Source organism: Methanobrevibacter sp., assembly GCF_045611865.1.
Taxonomy (GTDB): domain Archaea; phylum Methanobacteriota; class Methanobacteria; order Methanobacteriales; family Methanobacteriaceae; genus Methanocatella.
Genome location: NZ_JAZKXX010000017.1, coordinates 23,853 through 44,141 on the forward strand (window position 1 = coordinate 23,853; position 20,289 = coordinate 44,141).

General features: G+C 31.6%; 18 protein-coding genes. 8 read left to right on the forward strand and 10 right to left on the reverse strand.

Going from position 1 to position 20,289, the window contains the following annotated elements; translation table 11 throughout:
- Positions 1-446 precede the first annotated feature (446 nt).
- Both ACKI32_RS01690 and ACKI32_RS01695 read left to right on the forward strand, forming a co-directional pair.
- Positions 447-4,661, forward strand: coding sequence for a hypothetical protein (locus ACKI32_RS01690; protein WP_407412944.1), 4,215 nt, complete (start codon positions 447-449; stop codon positions 4,659-4,661).
- A gap of 263 nt (positions 4,662-4,924) precedes the next feature.
- A complete protein-coding gene (locus ACKI32_RS01695) occupies positions 4,925-5,365 on the forward strand; it encodes a hypothetical protein (RefSeq protein ID WP_407412971.1) in 441 nt (146 codons plus the stop codon).
- Positions 5,366-5,376: 11 nt separating this feature from the next.
- Here the strand turns inward: ACKI32_RS01695 and ACKI32_RS01700 are convergent, their stop codons facing one another.
- Positions 5,377-5,955 (reverse strand): ZPR1 zinc finger domain-containing protein, encoded by a 579-nt coding sequence (locus tag ACKI32_RS01700; protein WP_407412945.1) that lies wholly within the window; start codon positions 5,953-5,955, stop codon positions 5,377-5,379.
- Entirely contained in the window at positions 5,948-6,892 is a 945-nt protein-coding gene (locus ACKI32_RS01705; RefSeq protein WP_407412946.1) for a 3H domain-containing protein, read from the reverse strand. The genes ACKI32_RS01700 and ACKI32_RS01705 overlap by 8 nt, the downstream gene beginning before the upstream one ends.
- A 201-nt stretch (positions 6,893-7,093) precedes the next feature.
- On the opposite strand from ACKI32_RS01705, the gene ACKI32_RS01710 reads away from it, so the two are divergent.
- On the forward strand, positions 7,094-8,146 hold the full coding sequence (locus ACKI32_RS01710; protein ID WP_407412947.1) for a DUF1611 domain-containing protein: 1,053 nt from the start codon (positions 7,094-7,096) through the stop codon (positions 8,144-8,146).
- A gap of 5 nt (positions 8,147-8,151) precedes the next feature.
- Complete coding sequence (locus ACKI32_RS01715) at positions 8,152-8,688, forward strand: cell division protein SepF (RefSeq protein ID WP_407412948.1); 537 nt, start codon at positions 8,152-8,154, stop codon at positions 8,686-8,688.
- A gap of 11 nt (positions 8,689-8,699) precedes the next feature.
- Here the strand turns inward: ACKI32_RS01715 and ACKI32_RS01720 are convergent, their stop codons facing one another.
- Both ACKI32_RS01720 and ACKI32_RS01725 read right to left on the reverse strand, forming a co-directional pair.
- Positions 8,700-9,608, reverse strand: coding sequence for a TDT family transporter (locus tag ACKI32_RS01720; protein WP_407412949.1), 909 nt, complete (start codon positions 9,606-9,608; stop codon positions 8,700-8,702).
- 8 nt (positions 9,609-9,616) lie between these two features.
- Positions 9,617-10,372: a TatD family hydrolase gene (locus ACKI32_RS01725; protein WP_407412950.1), complete on the reverse strand. Its 756-nt coding sequence runs from the start codon at positions 10,370-10,372 to the stop codon at positions 9,617-9,619.
- 181 nt (positions 10,373-10,553) lie between these two features.
- Here ACKI32_RS01725 and ACKI32_RS01730 point away from each other — a divergent pair, with 181 nt between their 5' ends.
- Complete coding sequence (locus ACKI32_RS01730) at positions 10,554-11,330, forward strand: helix-turn-helix transcriptional regulator (protein WP_407412951.1); 777 nt, start codon at positions 10,554-10,556, stop codon at positions 11,328-11,330.
- A 9-nt stretch (positions 11,331-11,339) separates the two neighbouring features.
- Here the strand turns inward: ACKI32_RS01730 and glyS are convergent, their stop codons facing one another.
- The 5 genes from glyS to tfrB are packed head-to-tail and all read right to left on the reverse strand — an operon-like array spanning position 11,340 to position 16,870.
- On the reverse strand, positions 11,340-13,034 hold the full coding sequence (gene glyS, locus ACKI32_RS01735; RefSeq protein ID WP_407412952.1) for a glycine--tRNA ligase: 1,695 nt from the start codon (positions 13,032-13,034) through the stop codon (positions 11,340-11,342).
- A gap of 16 nt (positions 13,035-13,050) precedes the next feature.
- Entirely contained in the window at positions 13,051-13,635 is a 585-nt protein-coding gene (gene dcd, locus ACKI32_RS01740) for a dCTP deaminase (protein WP_407412972.1), read from the reverse strand.
- Between the two features lie 18 nt (positions 13,636-13,653).
- Positions 13,654-14,484 (reverse strand): DUF362 domain-containing protein, encoded by an 831-nt coding sequence (locus ACKI32_RS01745; protein WP_407412953.1) that lies wholly within the window; start codon positions 14,482-14,484, stop codon positions 13,654-13,656.
- The gene (locus ACKI32_RS01750) at positions 14,481-15,389 is read right to left on the reverse strand and encodes a TrmJ/YjtD family RNA methyltransferase (protein WP_407412954.1); all 909 of its coding nucleotides are present in this window, start codon (positions 15,387-15,389) and stop codon (positions 14,481-14,483) included. The genes ACKI32_RS01745 and ACKI32_RS01750 overlap by 4 nt, the downstream gene beginning before the upstream one ends.
- Positions 15,390-15,397: 8 nt before the next feature.
- Entirely contained in the window at positions 15,398-16,870 is a 1,473-nt protein-coding gene (tfrB, locus tag ACKI32_RS01755; protein WP_407412955.1) for a fumarate reductase (CoM/CoB) subunit TfrB, read from the reverse strand.
- 106 nt (positions 16,871-16,976) lie between these two features.
- Here tfrB and iorA point away from each other — a divergent pair, with 106 nt between their 5' ends.
- From iorA to ACKI32_RS01770, 3 genes are read left to right on the forward strand one after another with little or no spacing between them, the layout of a single operon-like run.
- Positions 16,977-18,869: an indolepyruvate ferredoxin oxidoreductase subunit alpha gene (gene iorA / locus ACKI32_RS01760; protein ID WP_407412956.1), complete on the forward strand. Its 1,893-nt coding sequence runs from the start codon at positions 16,977-16,979 to the stop codon at positions 18,867-18,869.
- A gap of 4 nt (positions 18,870-18,873) precedes the next feature.
- On the forward strand, positions 18,874-19,458 hold the full coding sequence (locus ACKI32_RS01765) for an indolepyruvate oxidoreductase subunit beta (RefSeq protein WP_407412957.1): 585 nt from the start codon (positions 18,874-18,876) through the stop codon (positions 19,456-19,458).
- 55 nt (positions 19,459-19,513) lie between these two features.
- Complete coding sequence (locus ACKI32_RS01770; protein WP_407412958.1) at positions 19,514-19,792, forward strand: hypothetical protein; 279 nt, start codon at positions 19,514-19,516, stop codon at positions 19,790-19,792.
- Between the two features lie 57 nt (positions 19,793-19,849).
- Here the strand turns inward: ACKI32_RS01770 and ACKI32_RS01775 are convergent, their stop codons facing one another.
- Positions 19,850-20,281, reverse strand: a complete 432-nt coding sequence (locus ACKI32_RS01775; protein ID WP_407412959.1) for an amino acid-binding protein — start codon at positions 20,279-20,281, stop codon at positions 19,850-19,852.
- Positions 20,282-20,289: the final 8 nt, after the last annotated feature.

Consider the following 20,289-nt stretch of genomic DNA (forward strand, 5'->3'; position numbering starts at 1 on the left):
TTATTATTAATATATGGATGTAATGCCTAAAATATTTTTTTGATGTTGGCTTATTAAATTTTGTTTTAAATCAAATATTTTTTATTTATATTAAATTGTATGGCTTTAAAAAGAAAAATATAAATATAAATCTTAACAATAGATTTTTTGAGGATTTAAAGAGGTTATCTTTTATTTTCAGTTAAATTTTGCATTGATTTAATTAAGTTTAATTTGGTGTATTAAATTGGAATAATCTGATAAATCATAGCGGAATATTTGTTTGGAAAATATTTTGTGTTAGAGTTTAAATTAATAAACATCTATTGATTTGTATTTTATTTTAAAATTTAATAATAAATAATTTTTCTTTTTAAATCTAGACTTGAAATAAAAAGTTTAATTGCTGGTTAATAGCTTTTTTGTTAATTAATAGTGGTTAACATTGTCCTCAAGGAGATAAAAAAATGTTAAAAAGAATAGCTATTAGCAAAAAATTCCTAATCTCATTAATCTTTATTACATTAATGTTTACAGCTATTGGCGTAAATGTTGATGGTGCATATGCACAAGATTTAAATGAAGTCGATGGCGATTTGGAATTAGAATTAGATGATGGAGATAAACTAGAAAATTCTCAAGGTAATGAAGAAACTTTAGGTAGAACTTATTCATTGAATGGAGGTACGTTTAGTGATATTCAAAATAGGATTGATAGGGCAAGTGATGGAGATATAATAGATTTGAGTGGAGAGTTTACCCCCTCAAGTTCTGGAGAGGGGATTGTTTTAAATAAATCATTAACATTAAAATCTTCTTCATCAGCAACTTTAAATGGAAAGGATACTACTCAAATCCTTTATATTAATAAAAAAGGTGTAGGATCCACTATTGATAATATAAAATTTATCAATGGGGCTTCTCAAAATGAAGGAGGAGCTTTAAGAATTTCTGCTAAAAATATAAATGTTATCAATTGTCAATTTGAAAATAATCATGCAAAAATTTCTTCAGGTGCATTACATACTAATTATGTACCTAGAACTGCGGAAAATTTGGTTGTTCGCAATTGTCAATTTAAGAATAATTATGCTGGAAATGCGGCAGGAGCACTGGGTGTATTTGGGTTTAATTTTTTGATTGATCAGTGTACTTTTGATTCAAATCATGTAAACTATAATACTAATTGTTATGGTGGTGCTGTACAAGTTGGAGTTGATACGGATGAGTCCTATGGGGTTTTAAGTAATTGCAGATTTATGAATAATTATGCAGTATCACAAAACGGCATTTCTCATGGGGGAGCCGGTTGTGTTAGGAATGGAACTTCATATATAAATTGTATATTCTTAAATAATGTTGCAGATCATGGTGGAGCTTTGACTTATCATGCTTCAGGCAGTTTGGAAAATTGTGAATTCTATGGTAATTCTGCAAATAAATATGGGGGTGCAGTTTCCATTTCATTAGAACAAACTACAATGGATTTGACAGTTAAAGATTGCACTTTCAACGATAATTCTGCTCCATTAGGGGGTGCTATGAGATTAAGTGGAATGAATATTGGTATTGAAAATTCATACTTCAATAATAATTATGCATCAGAATATGGTGGAGCTGTGTCAATTGATGCACAGGATGTTAGCATAAGCCAGTCCAGTTTCAATAATAATGTTGCAAACATTGACGGTGGAGCGGTTTATATTAATGGTCAAAATACTTTAATAAAAGATTCAGAGTTTTTAGGAAATGATGCCGTCCCGGATGTGGCTAAAATCAATGATGGTTTAGGTGGAGCTATATATGTAAACAGTAAACAAGCTAATATTCAAAATAACGTATTTAATCATAATACTGCTAGAAATGGAAGTGCAGTTTATTATGATAAATCTGGTGAAAATTTAAAATTAAACAATAATATCATGTATCAAAATCAGGCATGGGTTTATGCATTGCCAGTTTATGCTCATGATATTTATTATGGTGAGACAGAACAAATAAGGTCTATAATTTATGGTGGTAATAATATTGCGAAATATAATAACTTAGCTGTTTCAAATGCAATTTATAATGCTGCCATAAATCAGAATATCCAAATTGATGGCGAAACTCCGATTTCTGGTGCCACAATGGATGGTAGGTTATACCAAGATGACCGTGAATACAACATGGATATTAATTTAAAAGTTACCTATCAGGATGGAAGTGTTGTTTATGATAATACATTGTCTTCTTCATATTTGGGGGAGGTTTCAGATGTATTAACTAATTTGGCACCTGGAACATATTATGTTACTTCAACACATGCCGAAGATACATATTATAAAGGAATCAGTAACTCCACTTCATTTAGGGTAATTTCAAAAGTAGACAATCAAATCTTAAAATCAACAAGCCAGGAGGAATATAATTATGGTGATATGGTATTGTGGACATTGACTATTGCCAATAATGGTCCGAATACAGCTACAAGTGTTGTTGTAGATGATATTTTGCCGGAAGGAGTGTCATTCATTAGTTCTGATGTTGGCAGTTATAATCCTCAGACTGGAAAATTAACATTCGAAAGTCTTGCCGTAAATGAGGTAAGGGTTGTCAATATACTAACAGAAATCAAAAAAACAGGATATATAAAAAATTCTGCATCTGTAACCTCTGAGGAATATGATATTGATTTAACTAATAATCAAGATGATTCAACAATTTTTGTTAATCCTGCAAGCGATCTACAACTAAAAAAATCTGTAAGTAACTCTACTCCAAATTATAATGATATTATTACATGGTCTATTGAAGTTAAAAATAATGGTCCGGATGATGCAACTGATGTCAAAGTAGTTGATGTGCTTCCAAATTCATTAATTTGGATGGAAGATAACAGTAACGGTAAATATAATCATGAAACAGGATTGTGGAATATCGGGGAGTTGGCTAAAGGGGATTCAATTAACTTAAACATTGTCTGTCGGGTTAGTGGAACTGGCATTACTACTAATTATGCCAATGTCACCTGTAAGGAGTATGATTATAATAAAAGCAATAATTTTGATGATGAATCAATAGATGTTCAGCCAGCTGTGGATTTAGCTATTGAAAAATTGGTAGATAAATCTAATCCAAATTATCTTGATTCAATTAAATGGACTTTGATTGTTACAAATAATGGTCCGGATGATGCAACTGATGTGATTATCCGAGAAAATATTCCTCAAGGATTGGTTTTAACTAACTATGTGGCAAGTAAAGGAATCTATGATAATGGAATGTGGGCAATGTGTTGTTTAAATAAAAGTGAAGTCCAAACTCTGGAACTTGTTTGTAGAGTAGATAAAACTGGTAACTTTAATAATGTTGTAAGCATTTCTTCAAAAGAATATGATTACAATCCTAAAAATAATAATGCTGAGAAATCTATTGAAGTTCCACCCGCCAGTGATTTAGAAATAATAAAAGAGGTAAATAATACTAATCCTGACTTTGGTGAATCAATAATGTGGACAATTACAGTTAAAAATAATGGTCCAGATAGTGCAACAAATGTTGTTGTTAAGGATTTGTCATCTCAAGGATTCCTATTCACAGATTATACTTCAACTAAAGGTGTTTATTCTGGTAATGAATGGAGAATTGGTTCTTTAAACGTTGGTGGTGTTGAATATTTAAATATTATTGGAATTGCTAATGCAGTTGGTGAAATAAGTAATTATGCAGAAGTATCAGCTAATGAATATGATTGGAATGAAGATAATAACTATGATTCAAGCTCTGTTGATGTAGAAGCTGTTGTTGATTTGGCTATTGAAAAACTTGTTAACAATTCTAGCCCCAATTATGGGGGTGTAATTAAATGGACTTTAATTGTAACAAATAATGGTCCTAATGATGCATCTAACGTAATTGTACATGATATATTGCCTGAAGGGTTAACATTACTGGAATCAAGTTCTTCATCATATGATGGAAGTATTTGGGATATCGGATATCTAAATGCAGGAGATAGCAAACAGTTGGATCTTATCTGTAAAGTTTCAGCTACTGGGAATTTTGTAAATTATGCGCAGGTTTCTGGCGATGAAAATGATCCTGATTTATCAAATAATGGTGATAATGCAGATATTTATGTTCGTCCTGCAAGTGATTTGTCAATTACCAAAATAGCTTCTAAATATCATTATAGGGTTGGTGAGATAGTCCAATATCGTATTGAAGTTGTCAATAATGGTCCTGATAGGACAGAAAACATTAAAGTTGATGAAGTTTTAGGTAATTCATTATCTTTAAAGGATTATAGGACCAGTATGGGCGATTTTGATGAAGTTTCCAAAACATGGAGTATTGATTCTCTTGATTATGGGGAATCTGCAACATTATTAATTAAAGCTGTTGCTAATGAGGAAGGAATTAGTGAAAACGAGGTTTCTGTATCTAGTGATAACTATGATTCTGATTTGAGCAATAATGAAGACAATGCTATAGTTGAAGTTTCAGATGAACCGCAAGACACTCCTAAAATACCTAAAAATCATGAAATAACTAAAAATATTATTAAAACCAAATATTCTGTAAAAGCAGCTCAAGAAATTCTTAAAAGGAATGTTTCAGGTAATTCCATATTTGTGTTGTTGATTTCATTGATTTTTACAATGGTTTTTTTAGGCAAAGGCATTTCAAATAAAAGATGAATTTAAGTAGCATTTTTGCTACTATTTTTTATTTTTTAAAACGATTTTTCAAAATTCTTGAAGTAAGCGAATTATTAATTTCACGATTAATTATTTTATAACTTGACTTAATAACTGGCCAAATACTGCTCCATTTTTTTAATTTAAACGAAACCTTTATATAAAACATCCAATAAATATTAGATTAGATATTGATGAAATAATATTTTTTTATAAAAATTAAAGAGTGAATCAATATTTTTGAATAAACGAAACGAGGTGTAATTATGGCTGAAGAAATGATTGAAGAAACTTCTGAAGAATACATGGATGAAGATGAAGAAAAATTACCTTTCGCTAAAGCTGAAGTTGTACGTTTAATGAAAGAAAATCTTGATGATGACAAGATGGTTAGGGAAAGAGTAAAAGTAGAAATGAACAAATTCTTAGGTGATGTTTTGAAAAATGTATGTAAGCAATTAAATGATTACCCTTACACTACAATTGAATACGAAATGCTTAAAGAATCTACTTACCCTTATACTAACATCGAAAGAATCAACCAAGAAAAAGAAAGAATTTTATTACATTTAGAAGCTATTAAAGCTGATTGTAATGCATTAGCTATGGATGTACAAAAAACCTTAAAATTAAAGGATGTTGTTGAAGAAGACTCTTTTGCTAGTTTTTCAGCACCTGCTGAAGACGAAGATGAAGAAGAATAATCTTCTTCTACCTATTCTTCTATATGGCTAAAACCTGTTTTTAATTCACGCAATTCCTCTTCAGGAATTTCCTCGATTTTAACATTTTCACTTACAATATTACTTTGACCAAATGGGTCATGTATTATTAGTGTAGCAGTTCCGTTTCCTTTTTTTAACTCTAAAATATTGTTAAGAGTATTTTCTGCATTTTTTTGAGACTCTGCATCATCAAATAAGTTCATTGCTTTTTTAACTGCTTCTTCAAAACGAGTAAGGATACCTTCAACATTTGTTACATAGCCTTCAGATTTTGGACCAGGTTCTACTTTAACACCAAGTTCCGGTATTGTTACAGTAGCAGATTGTGATCTGACTACCCTAATTGATAAGTTATTTTTATTAATTTCGATTGTGTATTTTGCAGGGTCATTTTGTTCCAAGGCTATTACGTCACTGTGTTTAAATCCACATTTTGGACATTGTATTGTTGTTTCTAAAACTTTACCGAAGTGAGGTATTTCAATTTCTTTCATCATTGATTTAGCAATACCTTCAACAGAACAAGCTGGGCATTTAATAATCATTTCATGTATTTCTTCTTCATTCATTTAAGACATATCCTTTATCATTTAATTGTTTTATAATTTCATCAAGTTTTTCTTGGTTGGAAGCACAAATAGTAGTTTGTCTGTACTCAGATAAGTTATATAACTCAGATAAGTATTCCTTTTTATCTTTATTTTCAGAAATGTTTTTTATAAAGTTATTTGCAGATTCCACATCTCCAACACCAATATTTCTGATTAGTGGTTCTTTAAAGCCTTTAATGTTATATGTTACTTTTTCGATTGAACCATTATTTTTGTTTATAATTATGTCAATAACATCTGCTAATTCATCAACGTTATTAGTTAAGTTGATAGTTGCACAGGATTTATTAATTATGGCCAAAATCTTATCTAACGTTTTATCAATGGTTTCTGTATTGATAACTGGAACATTATTCATTTCAGCTTGTTTTAATAGGTGGTCATGGATGATTCTATTTTCTTTAAAGAAATCAAGTTGTTTTCCACCTCTATGAATTTGAACAGCTCTTTTAACAAATCTTTCCTTGTGTGACTCTTCATCTGAGCTTAATACAAAAAAGTAAATATTCGCATCTTCTCTAAACTGTTCTATGTCGATTAATCCAGGAACTAAATGAACTCCTTCAATAACAATATCGTCAAAGTCAGTTATTGCCCTTTGGATAATTTTTTCCAATGCCGGAATTACATATGATGCATGTTCGTCAAATCCTGCAGATACCAAATCATCATAATTGGCGAATCTGTTCTTGTTTCTTAAGTTCTTATAAGCATCATATGATGAGCTGTGTAGTGCAGGTGCATACTCTTTTCCAATAATTCCCCTTACAACAGCTCTAATAAAATCACTTTCAATTAAATGTTTTATATCAAGTGTTTTTGCAAGTTCTGCCGCAATAGTTGATTTTCCGATTCCTGATGCACTTCCAATCAATATAACATAAGGTTTTCTCATGTTAATATCACCCAAATTTTTGTTTGTTAATTAATTTTTTGTACCTTAATTTATTAATTATTTTTCGTTAAAACATTTACATTTATTAATATGAAAAATTATAATTAATAATATAATATTTTTTTGAAAATCTTTTAGAAAAATGGTATACTAATAAACTTACATGGTTGTTATAAATTATAAGTTATTAGGGGTGAAATTTTGTACTCAGTAAAATCAGTTAAAGAAATTCAGGATTTAAATCCATTCATTGTTGTAGGCTGTGGAGGTGGAGGAGAGAAATTCTCCAATCTCGATGGTATTGAAGCAATTGGATACATTGATGATGATGTTAAAAAGCAAGGAAAACAGTTTTGTGGGAAAACAGTTGCCGGTAGTTTAGAAAAATGTTTAAAAAATGCTCCGGAAGCTAAATCAATGGTTATAATGTTACCAATTGGTGCTGAAGGAACTGCATTGAAATATGCCGTTCAAGCAATTGATGCAGGATTAAATGTTATCACTTCATTTAGATCATTGTCTATTGCTGAAAATCCCTCTTTAAAGAAGTTTGCTGATGCAAAAAATGTTGTTGTTAAGGAAATTGGTCCTAGATTGGATGTTGTTGAAAAAATAGCTGGTGCAGCTCCTAAAAAATCATGTGAAGTGTTACCAAAAATTTCTTATAAACCAAAAGCACCTGTAATTTTCGTTGGGGGAACTTCCCAGGAATGTGGAAAAAGAACAACTACCAAAATGTTAGGTATTGCAAGCAGTGAAAGAGGCTTAACCCCTGCAATCATATCTACCGATGAGATGGGACTTGAAGAACCTACTGATTTTAACTTTAGAGCTGGAAGTTTATCTGCTATGGATGTTCCAGCAGCAGTATTGTCTGCTATTAAATATGTTGAGGAAACAAAACAACCAGATATCATTTTCATTGAAGGTCAATCCAGTTTAACTGAAAAAGGAAACCCTCACCCAAGAGGTTTATCTGCAGCAATTTTAATTGGTGCTTCTCCTGATGCAGTAATTGTTGGACACAGACCTAATCACCCTTACAGAGAACCTAGAGGCATTGAAGAAGAAATTAAAGCTATTGAGGCTGTTGAACCTACAAAAGTTGTTGGTTTATCAATCAATCTTAAAAATGCTGATTTAGATTTATGTCCTGAATACTTTGAGTCTACTTACAATTTGCCTTCTGAAGATGTTTATAATAATGGTGCTTCAAAATTATTAGATGCTATCTATAAATATTTAGAGGAGTAGTTAAAATGAGTTTTACTGATAACTTAAAAAGAAGTTTAGGCTTTGAAGAAACAGAATCCAGTGGTAAAAAAGAAGGAGAAGGCTTTAATTTTTCTCAATTTTTAAATGATGTAAAAACAGGTGTGAACAGAAGTCTTAATGGTAATAATCCAAAACCACAAAATAATCCTCAACCAGAACAATATAGGCCAAAGCCAAGGACTGTACCAAATCCTCAAGCAAATCCTACTCCTGTTTATGATGATTTTGATGATTTTGTGATTACTCCAGAACAACCATTCTATGAGATTGTTTTAATTAGGCCAAAAACTATTGATGATGTTAATTATGTTGTTGATCAGGTTATAGAAGAAAAAAATCCTGTTATCTTGGATTTATCCTTTTTACAAAAAGAAAGTCCTGCTAATTTCAAGTTAGCTGGTGATAAAATTAAACAAATGAGGGCAAGATATGATGCTCAGGCATTATTGCTTGCACGTACTGAAGAGAAAAATTTAATTATTATTTCTCCGAAAAAAGTAAAAGTTGTTAACAAAGGTTAAGTAGATTTTTTCTACTTTTCTACTATTTTTAAGAATTTCAAGTATTTGATTAATACGTAAATTACTAGTATTATTGCGATTACAGTTTCTATTATTAATATATTGTTTAATAAGTTATTTTTACCAATATTTGCACATATTCCTTTTGTTGCAAGGGCGCTAATCACAAACGGGAAAGTGAAAGCTGAAAAACTAGGGTAAAATTTGATATTTATATGTTCTATTAATTTATATAGTGCAAAAATGTAAAATGGACATGCAATGGAATATAATCCTATTAAAAATGTTGTGTTAATTATTTTTGCCGAATTTATGTAGCCCACAATCAATATGCTAAATAGTGCTGTGAAAATACAGATTAATGGTTTGTTCACATCGGGGATATCCCTGTGTTTGATGTATCTGTAAAAGATAACTGGTGTGCTTAATAGCATTCCTACAAACCCGCATATGAAGAATATGAAACCCGTTTCTTCGACACTATGTGAATGTGATGTAATTGCAGCCATTGTAATCCCAACAAAGACTATCCAGTATGTTGGATAGACGGCATTTATATCAAAATTATGTATGATAAAATGATAGGTAAAGTAAATCATTAGCATTATATGCAATCCAATTCCTATTATCCATATGACATATGCAATACTTGGTATAAATGGTAGAAGATATGTAGATAAAAGCATCACACTCATGGAAAAAGTACCGGAACTACTTACAAGCACGGGATTTTGGAAGTCATTTTTAATTTCATCAGGGTATAAAATAACTTTCAAGATTATCAAGATTAAAAATATAACCCCTAAAGTTCCAAATAAATATCTTAAAGCAGGATGAATGTCCTGTAGGAGATTACCTAAAGATAATAATGCTAAAATTAATCCAGAAATGGGAAGAGGTATATTTTTAATAATATTCATCGTATCAGTTAGATTTTAAAGTATGATTCTGCATTTTTTCTAGCCACTTTTTCAATTAATCTATTTTTAAATCCTAATCTTTTAAGTTCCCTTATTGTTTTAGGTACTGAAAGAGGATCGGATGGTTTATTACTCATATCACTGTTTAACAAGAAATTATCAAACCCGTATTCTTCTAAAATTGATATGGTTTCAGCAGTATCCAGTTTCTGAGGTTGTATTGTTAAACCAAGCATATAATCTTTATCAATAACATCATCAATGATATCTAGGTTAATATGATCAATTACAGCTTGTTTTTCATTCAAATGTTCTGGAACAATGTCTAAAATAACATCCAAAACTTCCTTTTTGTTTTTTCTTGGAGTATGTATGATTACTTTTGATTTGGTTTCGTCTGCAATATCCAACTGTTTTTTAAATACGTCAATTTCACATTCTGTTAGGTCTTCCAAACCTATTTCACCAATTGCTACGATTTTTTTTGCTTCAATCCATTTGTATAATTCACTAAATATTAAATCATGGTCTTCAATGGCATTTGTTGGGTGGATTCCGAGTGCGACTTTTAAATCAAGTCCATATTCACTAGCCCGTTTGGTGTCGTATTCTAAAATTCTGTTTAGATGGTTTAGTAATATGCTTTCATTTTCGATTTTGTATGGATAAAAGCTGCAGGTTATTGCAGTATCTATGCCTGATAAGTACATTTCCCTAAAATCTTCTCCACTTCTTGCATCTGCATGTATATGTGTATCAATCATGTTTTCACATCAAGTTTTAGTTGTTATTAGTATATTGTTCATGTTTTAAAAAAATTCCTAATTTATTTTATTATTTTTAAATTTTATGGAAGTGCTATCTGTCGCATTTGTTCACTTCAACTGATTTTATATCCTTAGTAATAAAAATTATAAAATAAGTAATACAACTGTGGTGAATAATGTGAATAAAAACAAAATGTATTTAAAAAACTATAATTCCATTTCGGATGATGTAAAATTTGCGACTAACTCTGTAGTTAGATTAAAGATAATGGCGACATTGTACAGAGAATCTCAAAATATGAAAAGTTTAAATGAAAGCACTGGTTTGAATTATAGTTCAATTTCCAGTGGGATGCATGATTTAGAACTAAAGGATTATGTCTATCGAGAAAATAATAAATATCATTTATCAAATCGTGTTAAATGTCAAATAAAAGCCATAATAGAATTTGATGAAATGATGACTGTATTGGATGAGTTTTTCAATATTTTAGACAAGCATTTTGTAGAAATGCTTCCGGATAAATCAGTAACAGAGTTGTATATTCTAGGTAAAGCCAGTTTGATGGAGGCAGATGATGTGGATGCATTTAGAATATATAATTTCATCGAAAATTCATTATTTGATGCAAATGAGGTAAAATGCATATTGCCTTTTTATTATGAAAACTTCAACAGCAAACTTAATGGACTGATACGAAAAAAGAAAAAAGTTGAAGCATTAGTTCCAAAAAATTTGCAAACAACATTCGAGATAAAATCAGGGATAAAAAAACTATCTACATTTAAAGGAAATCATAATTTCCTACTAATTGTTACGGATAAAATAATGATTTTAGGTTTCTTTAAGGAAGATGGTTATTTTGATAAAAATAGATTATTAACCTCTAAAAATCCTGATGCGATTGGATGGGCTAATAATTTGTTTGAAAATTTTAAAATTAAAAATAAATGAGTTTTAAACTCATTTATAATATTTTTCCAAGTATTCGTTTAGTTCAGCTATTGGAATTCTTTCCTGAGCTTCTGTATCTCTGTCTCTTACAGTAACTTGATTGTCTTCTAATGTATCAAAATCAACTGTTATTGCAAGAGGAATACCAATTTCATCAGCTCTAGCATATCTCTTTCCAATAGTTCCACTAGCGTCATATTCAACAGTAAATCCAGCCATTCTTAAATTTTCGGTTAACTCTTGAGCGATTTCACGAGGACCTTCTTTATTAACGAGTGGGTATATTCCAAGTTGAACTGGAGCTACTGATTTGTCGAATTTGAAGTAATCTTTTTCTTCTGTTTCGGTAAATGAGTGTAATAAAACAGTATATGTAATACGATCAATACCGAAAGATGGTTCAATAACGTGCGGGGTGATTTTTTCACCAGTTATTTCTTCTTCAATATCTTCGAATATGAGTAAATCTTCGGTTATTTCATAGACTTTATCTAATTCGACAACATATTTTCCTTCACTGTCGATTGCAGATTTTATTTCGCTAACATCTGCATCTTCGATAGCTTGTTTAACTTTAGGTGAATCTCCTTTAAATATTGGTCCAAATTTGGACAAGTTTGGTTTTACAATTGTTCTTTGGACTTTTTTAGGTTCATCATATTCAATAAATACATTTAAGTCATCGTTACTGAACTTGGAATGTGATGTTAAGTCATAATCTCCTCTGTCAGCTATTCCAATGATTTCTACCCACCCATATTTATCTGTTTTAGCTTCAACATCCCAACAATCAAGAGCATAATGGGCCATTTCTCCTTTTAAGTGTTGTCTAAATCTTAAAGCGTCTTCAGGAATTCCAATTTCAGTTAAAAATTTATGTGCTAGATATAATTGGTAAATTAACATTTCATTAGCTACTATCCCTTTATCAAGTGCTTCACGAGCAGTAATTTCTAAAGGTTCTAAGTCATTTTCCTGAACTTCTTGTGAATTTAAGCGTAAAACTACATTTTCAATTTGTGAAAATTTAGGATGACTTTTATCTTTTGGGTTTAAAAAGATTTCAGCTTCTGCCTGTGTGAATTCTCTGAGCCTAATAACACCTTGTCTTGGTGAAATTTCATTTCTGTATGCTTTTCCAAGTTGTACTGCTCCAAATGGGAGTTTTCCTCTGAAAAATCTTTCTAAACGTTTGAATAATATGAAGATTCCTTGTGCTGTTTCAGGTCTCATGTAACCTACTTTATCTCCTTTAGCACCAATGGAAGTTTTAAACATTAAATTATAATTCCAAATGTTGGATAAGTCTCCACCACAATCTGGACATTTAATATTGTTGTCAATGATGATTTGGTCAAGTTCTTCATTTTCAAGACTTTCTACATCTTCGCCAATCACTGCTTCAATAATATGGTCTGCTCTGAACACTTCTCCACAGCTTTCACATTTACACATTGGATCTGTGAAGTTGTCAACATGCCCTGATGCTTTTAAGACTTCTTTAGGCATTACGGTTGGTCCTTCAATTTCGTAAAAACCTTCACCAGAAACGTATTGTTTTCTCCATTTTTGCATAATGTTATTTTTTAAACTTGCTCCAAGAGGGCCGTAATCATAAAATCCAGATACACCAGAATATATTTCAAAAGATGGCCATAAGAATCCTCTTTTTGCACTAATATTGCTCATTTTGTCATGATTCATAAATATAATCTCCAAATTATTTTTTCAATTCGTAATCTTGTTTAACTCTACTGCTTTCAGGGCGAGTTTGACCCATATATTTACTATTTCTACTTGGATGGCCGTAAGGTATTTCAGAAGGAGTAGTCATGGTTTCAAATACTAGTTGGCATACTCTTTGACCAGGATAAAGAGCGACTGGCATTGCACCAATGTTGGATATTTCTAAAGTAATTTTTCCTTCAAAACCCGGGTCGATGAAGCCTGCTGTAACGTGCATGGTAACACCTAATCTGCCCATACTTGAACGGCCTTCAACTCTTCCAACCAAATCATCAGGTACTTTAACATACTCTGAAGTAGTGGCCAAGGCAAATTCATTAGGGTGGATTATAAATGCTTCGCCTTTTTTGACGGTTGTTGATTCCATATATGATGCAACATCTTCTTCATCTTTTGGGTCAATATAAGGTTTTCTAATTACTTTAAATACTTTAAATTCATCTCCCAATCTCATATCAACAGAAGATGGTTGTATTTGTTTTTCATCTTTAAGAGGGTCAATTACTATTTTTCCTTCTTCTAAATATTTTTTTATAGTTTTATCACTTAAAATAGCCATTTTTTCACACAAGTTAGTTTATAAATCTTTAATTTCAATTAAATCTTCCATTCTATTGATTACGTTGTCGATGGTTTCATCACTGTAGTCAATTGTAATGGCATTGAATTTGCATGTATTAACGCAAAGGCCACAGCCTCTGCAGATATCATAATCAATTGTTATTTTATTATCTTTTAAACTGATGGCATCAAACATACAAACTTCGTCTAAACACTTTTTACATAATTTACATTTGTCTTCATGAAGTTTAACTTCTACACCATCAAGTTTTTCTAATTTGTCGCTTATGTCATCATCTAAATTAGGATATACCTTCCACAAACAACAGCATGGGCAGCAGTGGCAAATGGTTAATAAACCTTTACCTGGTCTTATATTCATCCATACAGTATCGATTTTATTTCGCCCAATGATGTGGCTTAAACCGGCAGCATCCGCTTTATCTACTTGGGCAAGAGCTTCTTCAACTGTTGCCTTTTTACCAACATGTTCTGGAATTTTTCTTGATGTTGGGCCAAGGAAAATGCATCCAATATCTTGAGGATAGTCCTTGCAGTCATTTGAAGTTCTACAAAGACAGCTATTCATTATTACAATATCATCGCAACGTTTAATAACTCCTTTAATGATTTCGGTTGGTAGGAACTCTGAACCTTCTGATTCTATCTTTTGATTGATGTTTATTGTATTTGGTATAACAAGGATTTCATCATCTTCAAACAGCATCTTATCTACAATTTTCTTGTAAGCAGTTGATTTTTTAGTTATCTCTGCTATCCAAAATCTCCAATTGAAGATATATTTGAGGATGAAAATACTAATATCTACAAATCTAGGGCGCCTCATTGTTCACCAAGTTTAATTTTTAGTCTTCTTAATATACCTTTTAAGGTATGTGCTTCTCTACCAGTTATAAATGCTCTTGAAACGATGTTATTGAAGGTTTTAAGACCATTTTTCTTTTTATGCTCAGGAATATCCAAATAATTGATTAACTCCTGCATATCTTTGACTAGATACTCTTTTTCCAAATCACTACTTTCAACAAGGCCTTCAACACCATATTCATGTTTGTTTTTGAATAGTTCATAAAATATTATTGCTGCTGCATGTGAAATGTTCATGATTGGATATGTTGGATCTGTTGGAATTGACACACAAATATCGCAATTTTCTATTTCTTTATTTGTAAGCCCATTTCCTTCTCTTCCAAATAAAATTGCAGTTTTATTTGAAACATTAATTGATTTACCAAGGTCTTCCGGTTTTATTGGAATTCTTGATAGATTATAACTTCCTCCAGCCATTCCAGTTGAAGCAACTTTAAAATCTATTCTTTGGGATTGGTAAAAATCATCTAATGTAGGAAATATTTTTGCATTTTCTACAATGTATTTACCATGTGTGGCTTGATAAAATGCTTCATTTGTTAAAGTTGGAGGGTTTATCAATATTAAATTTTTCAATCCAAAGTTTGCCATTGTTCTTGCAAGAAACCCAATATTTCCAGGAGTTTCACACTCTACAAAGACAATGTAAATATTTTCTTTAAAGAGACTTATTTCTTGTTCTTCCTTTTCACGAACAAGTTTAACTCTTCCTGTTCCTCTGGATTGCTTTTTGGATGCTGCTTTTCTTGCGGAAGTTGATTTTTCTTCGCTTTTGCTTTCTTCTTTTTTATCTGGTGAACTCATTGAAGCAGTTTCCATTACTTTTTGTTCACTCACGGCAGCATCTCCTATTTTAATCAACTCCTAAATTATTCATAAGCTTTATCTAATAACTCAAGAATATGCATTGATTTGATATTTTCACAACCAATTGCATTTAAACCATCTTGCAAGTTTAGCTCACAAAATGGACATATTGTAACTACTGCATCAGCACCAGTATCTTTAATCATTTCAGCTTTGGATTTTGATAAATCAAGTGCAATTTCTGGTTTTCCGGATTTTATCCCACCACCGGCTCCACAGCATTGGCAAGGATATAGCATTTCATTAAATTCAACGCCAGGAATCATTTCAATAATTTCTCTTGGCGCATCTTTGATTCCTTGACCTCTGCCCAAGTGACAAGGGTCGTGGTAGGTAACGGTCATGTCAACTTCTTTTAGTTTGTTTGCATCAAGTTTATCTACTAAAAATTCGCTGATGTCCATCACATTAAGCTTTGAACCATATTCCGGATGGTTATTTTTTAAAGTAGCTCCGCAACCTGAACAGATTGTAATTACAGTATCATAATCTTTGAAAACTTCTTTATTTTTATCAACAAGTTCCTGAACAATGTCGGTTTGACCGGTTCTTAAAAGTGGGGAACCACAACATACTTGACCTTCAGGAACATCAATATCAATTCCGTTTTCTTTTAGGATTTTAACTAATTTGTGACCAATTTCTGGGAACTTATAGTCAACCATACAGCCGGTAAAGAAAGCTACTTTTGAACCAGTATAATTTTCTGCTTCTTCGATAAATGATGCTTTGTCTGTTTTTATTGACCTTCCATTTTCTAAAATATTTTCTTTAAACTGAACATGTTCTGGGAGTGGTCCTGAACCATTTGCAACTGCAATAGCTCTCATTTTTTCTATCGCATCACCGAATGTGTTGATATTTTTAGGGCAGACTGCTAAACATTTGCCACAGCTGGTACAGTTGTATAAACCTTCATCCAATGCTTCTTTTAATCTATCAAAGCTTTCTCTTGGGTCGGTTTCAAACTTATCAATATATCTCATCAAATAAGGTCCGCCAAACTCTTCTGTTGCTATATTGACAACAGGACAGGTTGAAAGGCAGGAATAACATTCGATACAACTTCTGACTTTTTTTGTATCTTTGGTTTCTTCTTTGGTAATAGTATTGTCAAGCTCATTTTTGTGATCACATTGAAGGGACAATTCTAAATCTTTCACTTTGGCTTCAATACTGCTTTTATCAACAATCAAGTCTTTAATGATCGGGAATTTCAATGGTTCAATGATTGCTCCGTCACTGATTTCCTTTTGACATGCGAGGGCACCATTTCCTTTAAATAAAATTCCACATGATCCACACTGGCCTGCCCTACAGGAGCTTCTAAAACTAATGTCAGCATCATATTTGTCATTGATTGCTTGAAGTGCATCTAAAACCTTCATATAGGGTGTTTTTTCAATTTCATAACACTCTAAATGAGGTTCTGTGTCAGTTTCACGATTGAATCTTGAAACATATACTTTAATCATTTTATCCCTCCAATTTATTAAGCATACAAAACATTATAATATATTATTTATATCTTAAAGTATTATATAATAATGTTGTATTAATGATTGTTTTGAGGAAATTATAATGAATTTAAAAGAATTAGTCACAGGAGTATCTGGTGAAAAACAATTTTTGCTAGGTAATGAAGCTGCTGTTAGGGGAGTTATAGAAGCGGGGGTTTCTATTGCAGCTACTTATCCCGGAACTCCTTCATCAGAGATTGGAAATGTATTATCTGTATTGGCTAAAGATGCTAATATTTATTTTGAATTTTCTACTAATGAAAAAGTGGCCATGGAGGTTGCAGCAACCGCAGCGGCATCCGGTTTAAGGTCATTTACATTTATGAAACATGTAGGTATGAATGTTGCTAGCGATTCATTCATGACAACAGCATATTCAGGTGTCAATGGTGGAATGGTTATATTGTCCGCTGATGATCCATCATTATTTTCATCTCAAAATGAACAGGACACTCGTAATTATGCAAGATTAGCTAATGTACCTATTTTAGAACCATCCAATTGTCAAGAAGTTAAAGATATGGTTAAATATGCATTTGATCTGTCAGAACAATTTAAAATTCCAGTCATTGTTAGAACTACCACCCGCGTATCTCACATGAGGGGTGTTGTGGAATTTGGCGACGTGGCTGACAATTCATCAAATAACGATAATCACTGGAAGAGAGGTCACTTCAACAAAGACCCATCAAAATATGTTCCGGTTCCTGCATTTGCAGGGGATATGCATGTAAGATTATGGGATAAAATTCACGAAATCGAAGATTTGACAAATAATAGTGAATACAATCATGAAATTGTCTTAACTGATGATAAAAAGTATGGAATAATTGCTTCAAGTAGTGCTTACAATTATGCTCATGATGTTGTCAAATTCAATGATTTGAATATTAATATTTTAAAATTAGGATTTTCATATCCTTTTCCACAGGATAAAGTTGCTGAATTTTTAAAGGATTTGGACGAAGTTTTCATTGTAGAGGAAGTAGACCCAATCATTGAAAAAGATACATTAATTACTATTGGTGCTAAAAATCTCAATGTTACTGTTCATGGTAAATTAGATGAAACTTTCCCGCTTTATCACGAATTCAACTCCGATGTTGTAGCAGATGGATTAAACAAAGTATTAAACTTCAAAGAAGATGGTGAAATTAAGTTTAGCGATAGTTTAGAAAAATTATCCGAAGATATTCCTTCCCGTGCTCCAGTATTATGTGCCGGATGCCCTCACAGAGCAATGTATTATGGAATAAACAAAGCAATTGAGGAATTGGGCTTAAAACCGTCAGATGTAGTGTTCGCATCAGATATTGGATGCTACACACTTGGAATTAATCCACCATACAATGCTGCAGATTACTTGTTGTCAATGGGATCAAGTGTTGGTGACGGATGTGGATTTTCAGTTTCAACAGACCAGAAGGTAGCAAGTTTTATTGGTGATTCAACATTTTTCCACAGTGGTATTTCACCATTAATCAATGCAGTCCACAATAAGCATAACTTTGTTTTAACAGTTTTAGACAATAGAATTACAGCAATGACTGGTGGTCAGCCAAACCCTGGAATTCCAATTGATGGAATGGGTGATGAAGCACCGGAAGTGTCAATTCGTAAATTGGCAGTTGCTTGTGGATGTGATTATGTGCGTGTAATCAATCCGTTTAACTTGGAACAAGTTGTCAAGACTTATGTGGAAGCGTTTCAAAGAGATGATACTGCGGTAATTGTATCAAAAGCTCCTTGTACATTAATTAAAGGTTTAACTAAAAAGCCACCTGTTAACTTTATTGAAAGTAACTGTAATAATTGTGATAAATGTGTAAGTGAACTAGCATGCCCTGCTATTTCAAAAATCAATGGAAAAATAACCATTGATAAATCACAATGTGATGGTTGTAATGTATGTATACAAGTTTGTAAATATGGAGCTTTAGAGGCAGGAAGGTGATAATATGGATAATCATTATAGTATTTATATTTGCGGTGTAGGAGGTCAGGGAATTATTAAGACTTCCACAATCATTGGTGAAGCCGCAATGAACCAAGGTTTAGAAGTAGTGATGAGTGAAATTCATGGAATGTCTCAAAGAGGAGGTTCCGTTTCAACCGAATTGAAAATTGGAGGTTACACTTCATCAATTATTCCAAAACAAGGTGCAGACATGTTGCTTTCTTTTGAACCAGTTGAAACAATAAGAGGGCTCGATAAGGTAAATAGTGAAACTAAAATTGTTTACAATACACACCCGATAATACCTTCTTCAAGTGATAATGCTTATCCTAGTGTCGACAGCATTACAAAAACTTTAAAAGAAAATTTCAAATATGTGCTTCCAATCGATGGAACTAAATTAGCTATGGATGCAGGCAGTGTTTTATCTTTAAATATGGTTCTTTTAGGCGCAGTAACTGCGGATGATAATTTTCCACTTTCTAAAGAATCTGTCATCGATGCAATGAAAAATAACTTAAAACCAAAGTTCCATGAAATGAATTTAAAAGCTATCGAAAGTGGATACAATTCAATTAAAAGTTAAAAATTTAAATACTATTTAAAATAAAGATTTAAACAGAAATGAAGTAGTGGTTATTATGGCTTACAAAATTGACAATGCTATTATAAAAAAGGACAGGGATGGTAAAATTTCCTTAATTGATCCAGAAAATGTTTTCGGTGATGTAGATGCATTTATTGCAGTTAAAAGTGAAGATTTAATTACTATTCAGCTTTTAATCAATGGTATCTTATCAAATGACTTTAAAAACTGGAAAGAATTGGGTTCTATTCCTGACAATGAACCACTAAAAAGCCTATTCATACGTTTAGGTTATTCAAGAGATGACATAGCTACAATGTTAAAAGAATTCTAGTTATTTTCTTTACTTTTTTTAATATAAAAAATAGGGTAGAAAAGAATTTAATCTTTTCTATAAATTTTTAATATCGTTTTCGTCTAATATTTTAACGTCACTTTCTTCAAGTGCTTTTATTGCTTTTTCCATATTTTCTAATCTCATAACTACGATAGCTTCATCTGTTTTGCTGCTTACAAATGCATATAAGTATTCTAAATTGATTCCTTTTTCATCAAAAACAGCTAAAGTAGAGTTTAATCCATTAGGTTTGTCTGGAACTGCTAAAATAATGACATCATTTTCTTTTACAATGAAACCATCTTTTTCAAGGGCTTCAATTGCTTTTTCGTTATCTGAAACAATCAATCTTAATATTCCATATTTTGTTGTATCAGCTATTGAAAGAGCACGAATGTTTATGTTTTCTTTAGCTAATGTGTCAATAGCTTTTTTAATCCTTCCTTCTTTGTTTTCTACGAAAATTGAAATTTGTTTTACTGCCATTTTATCAC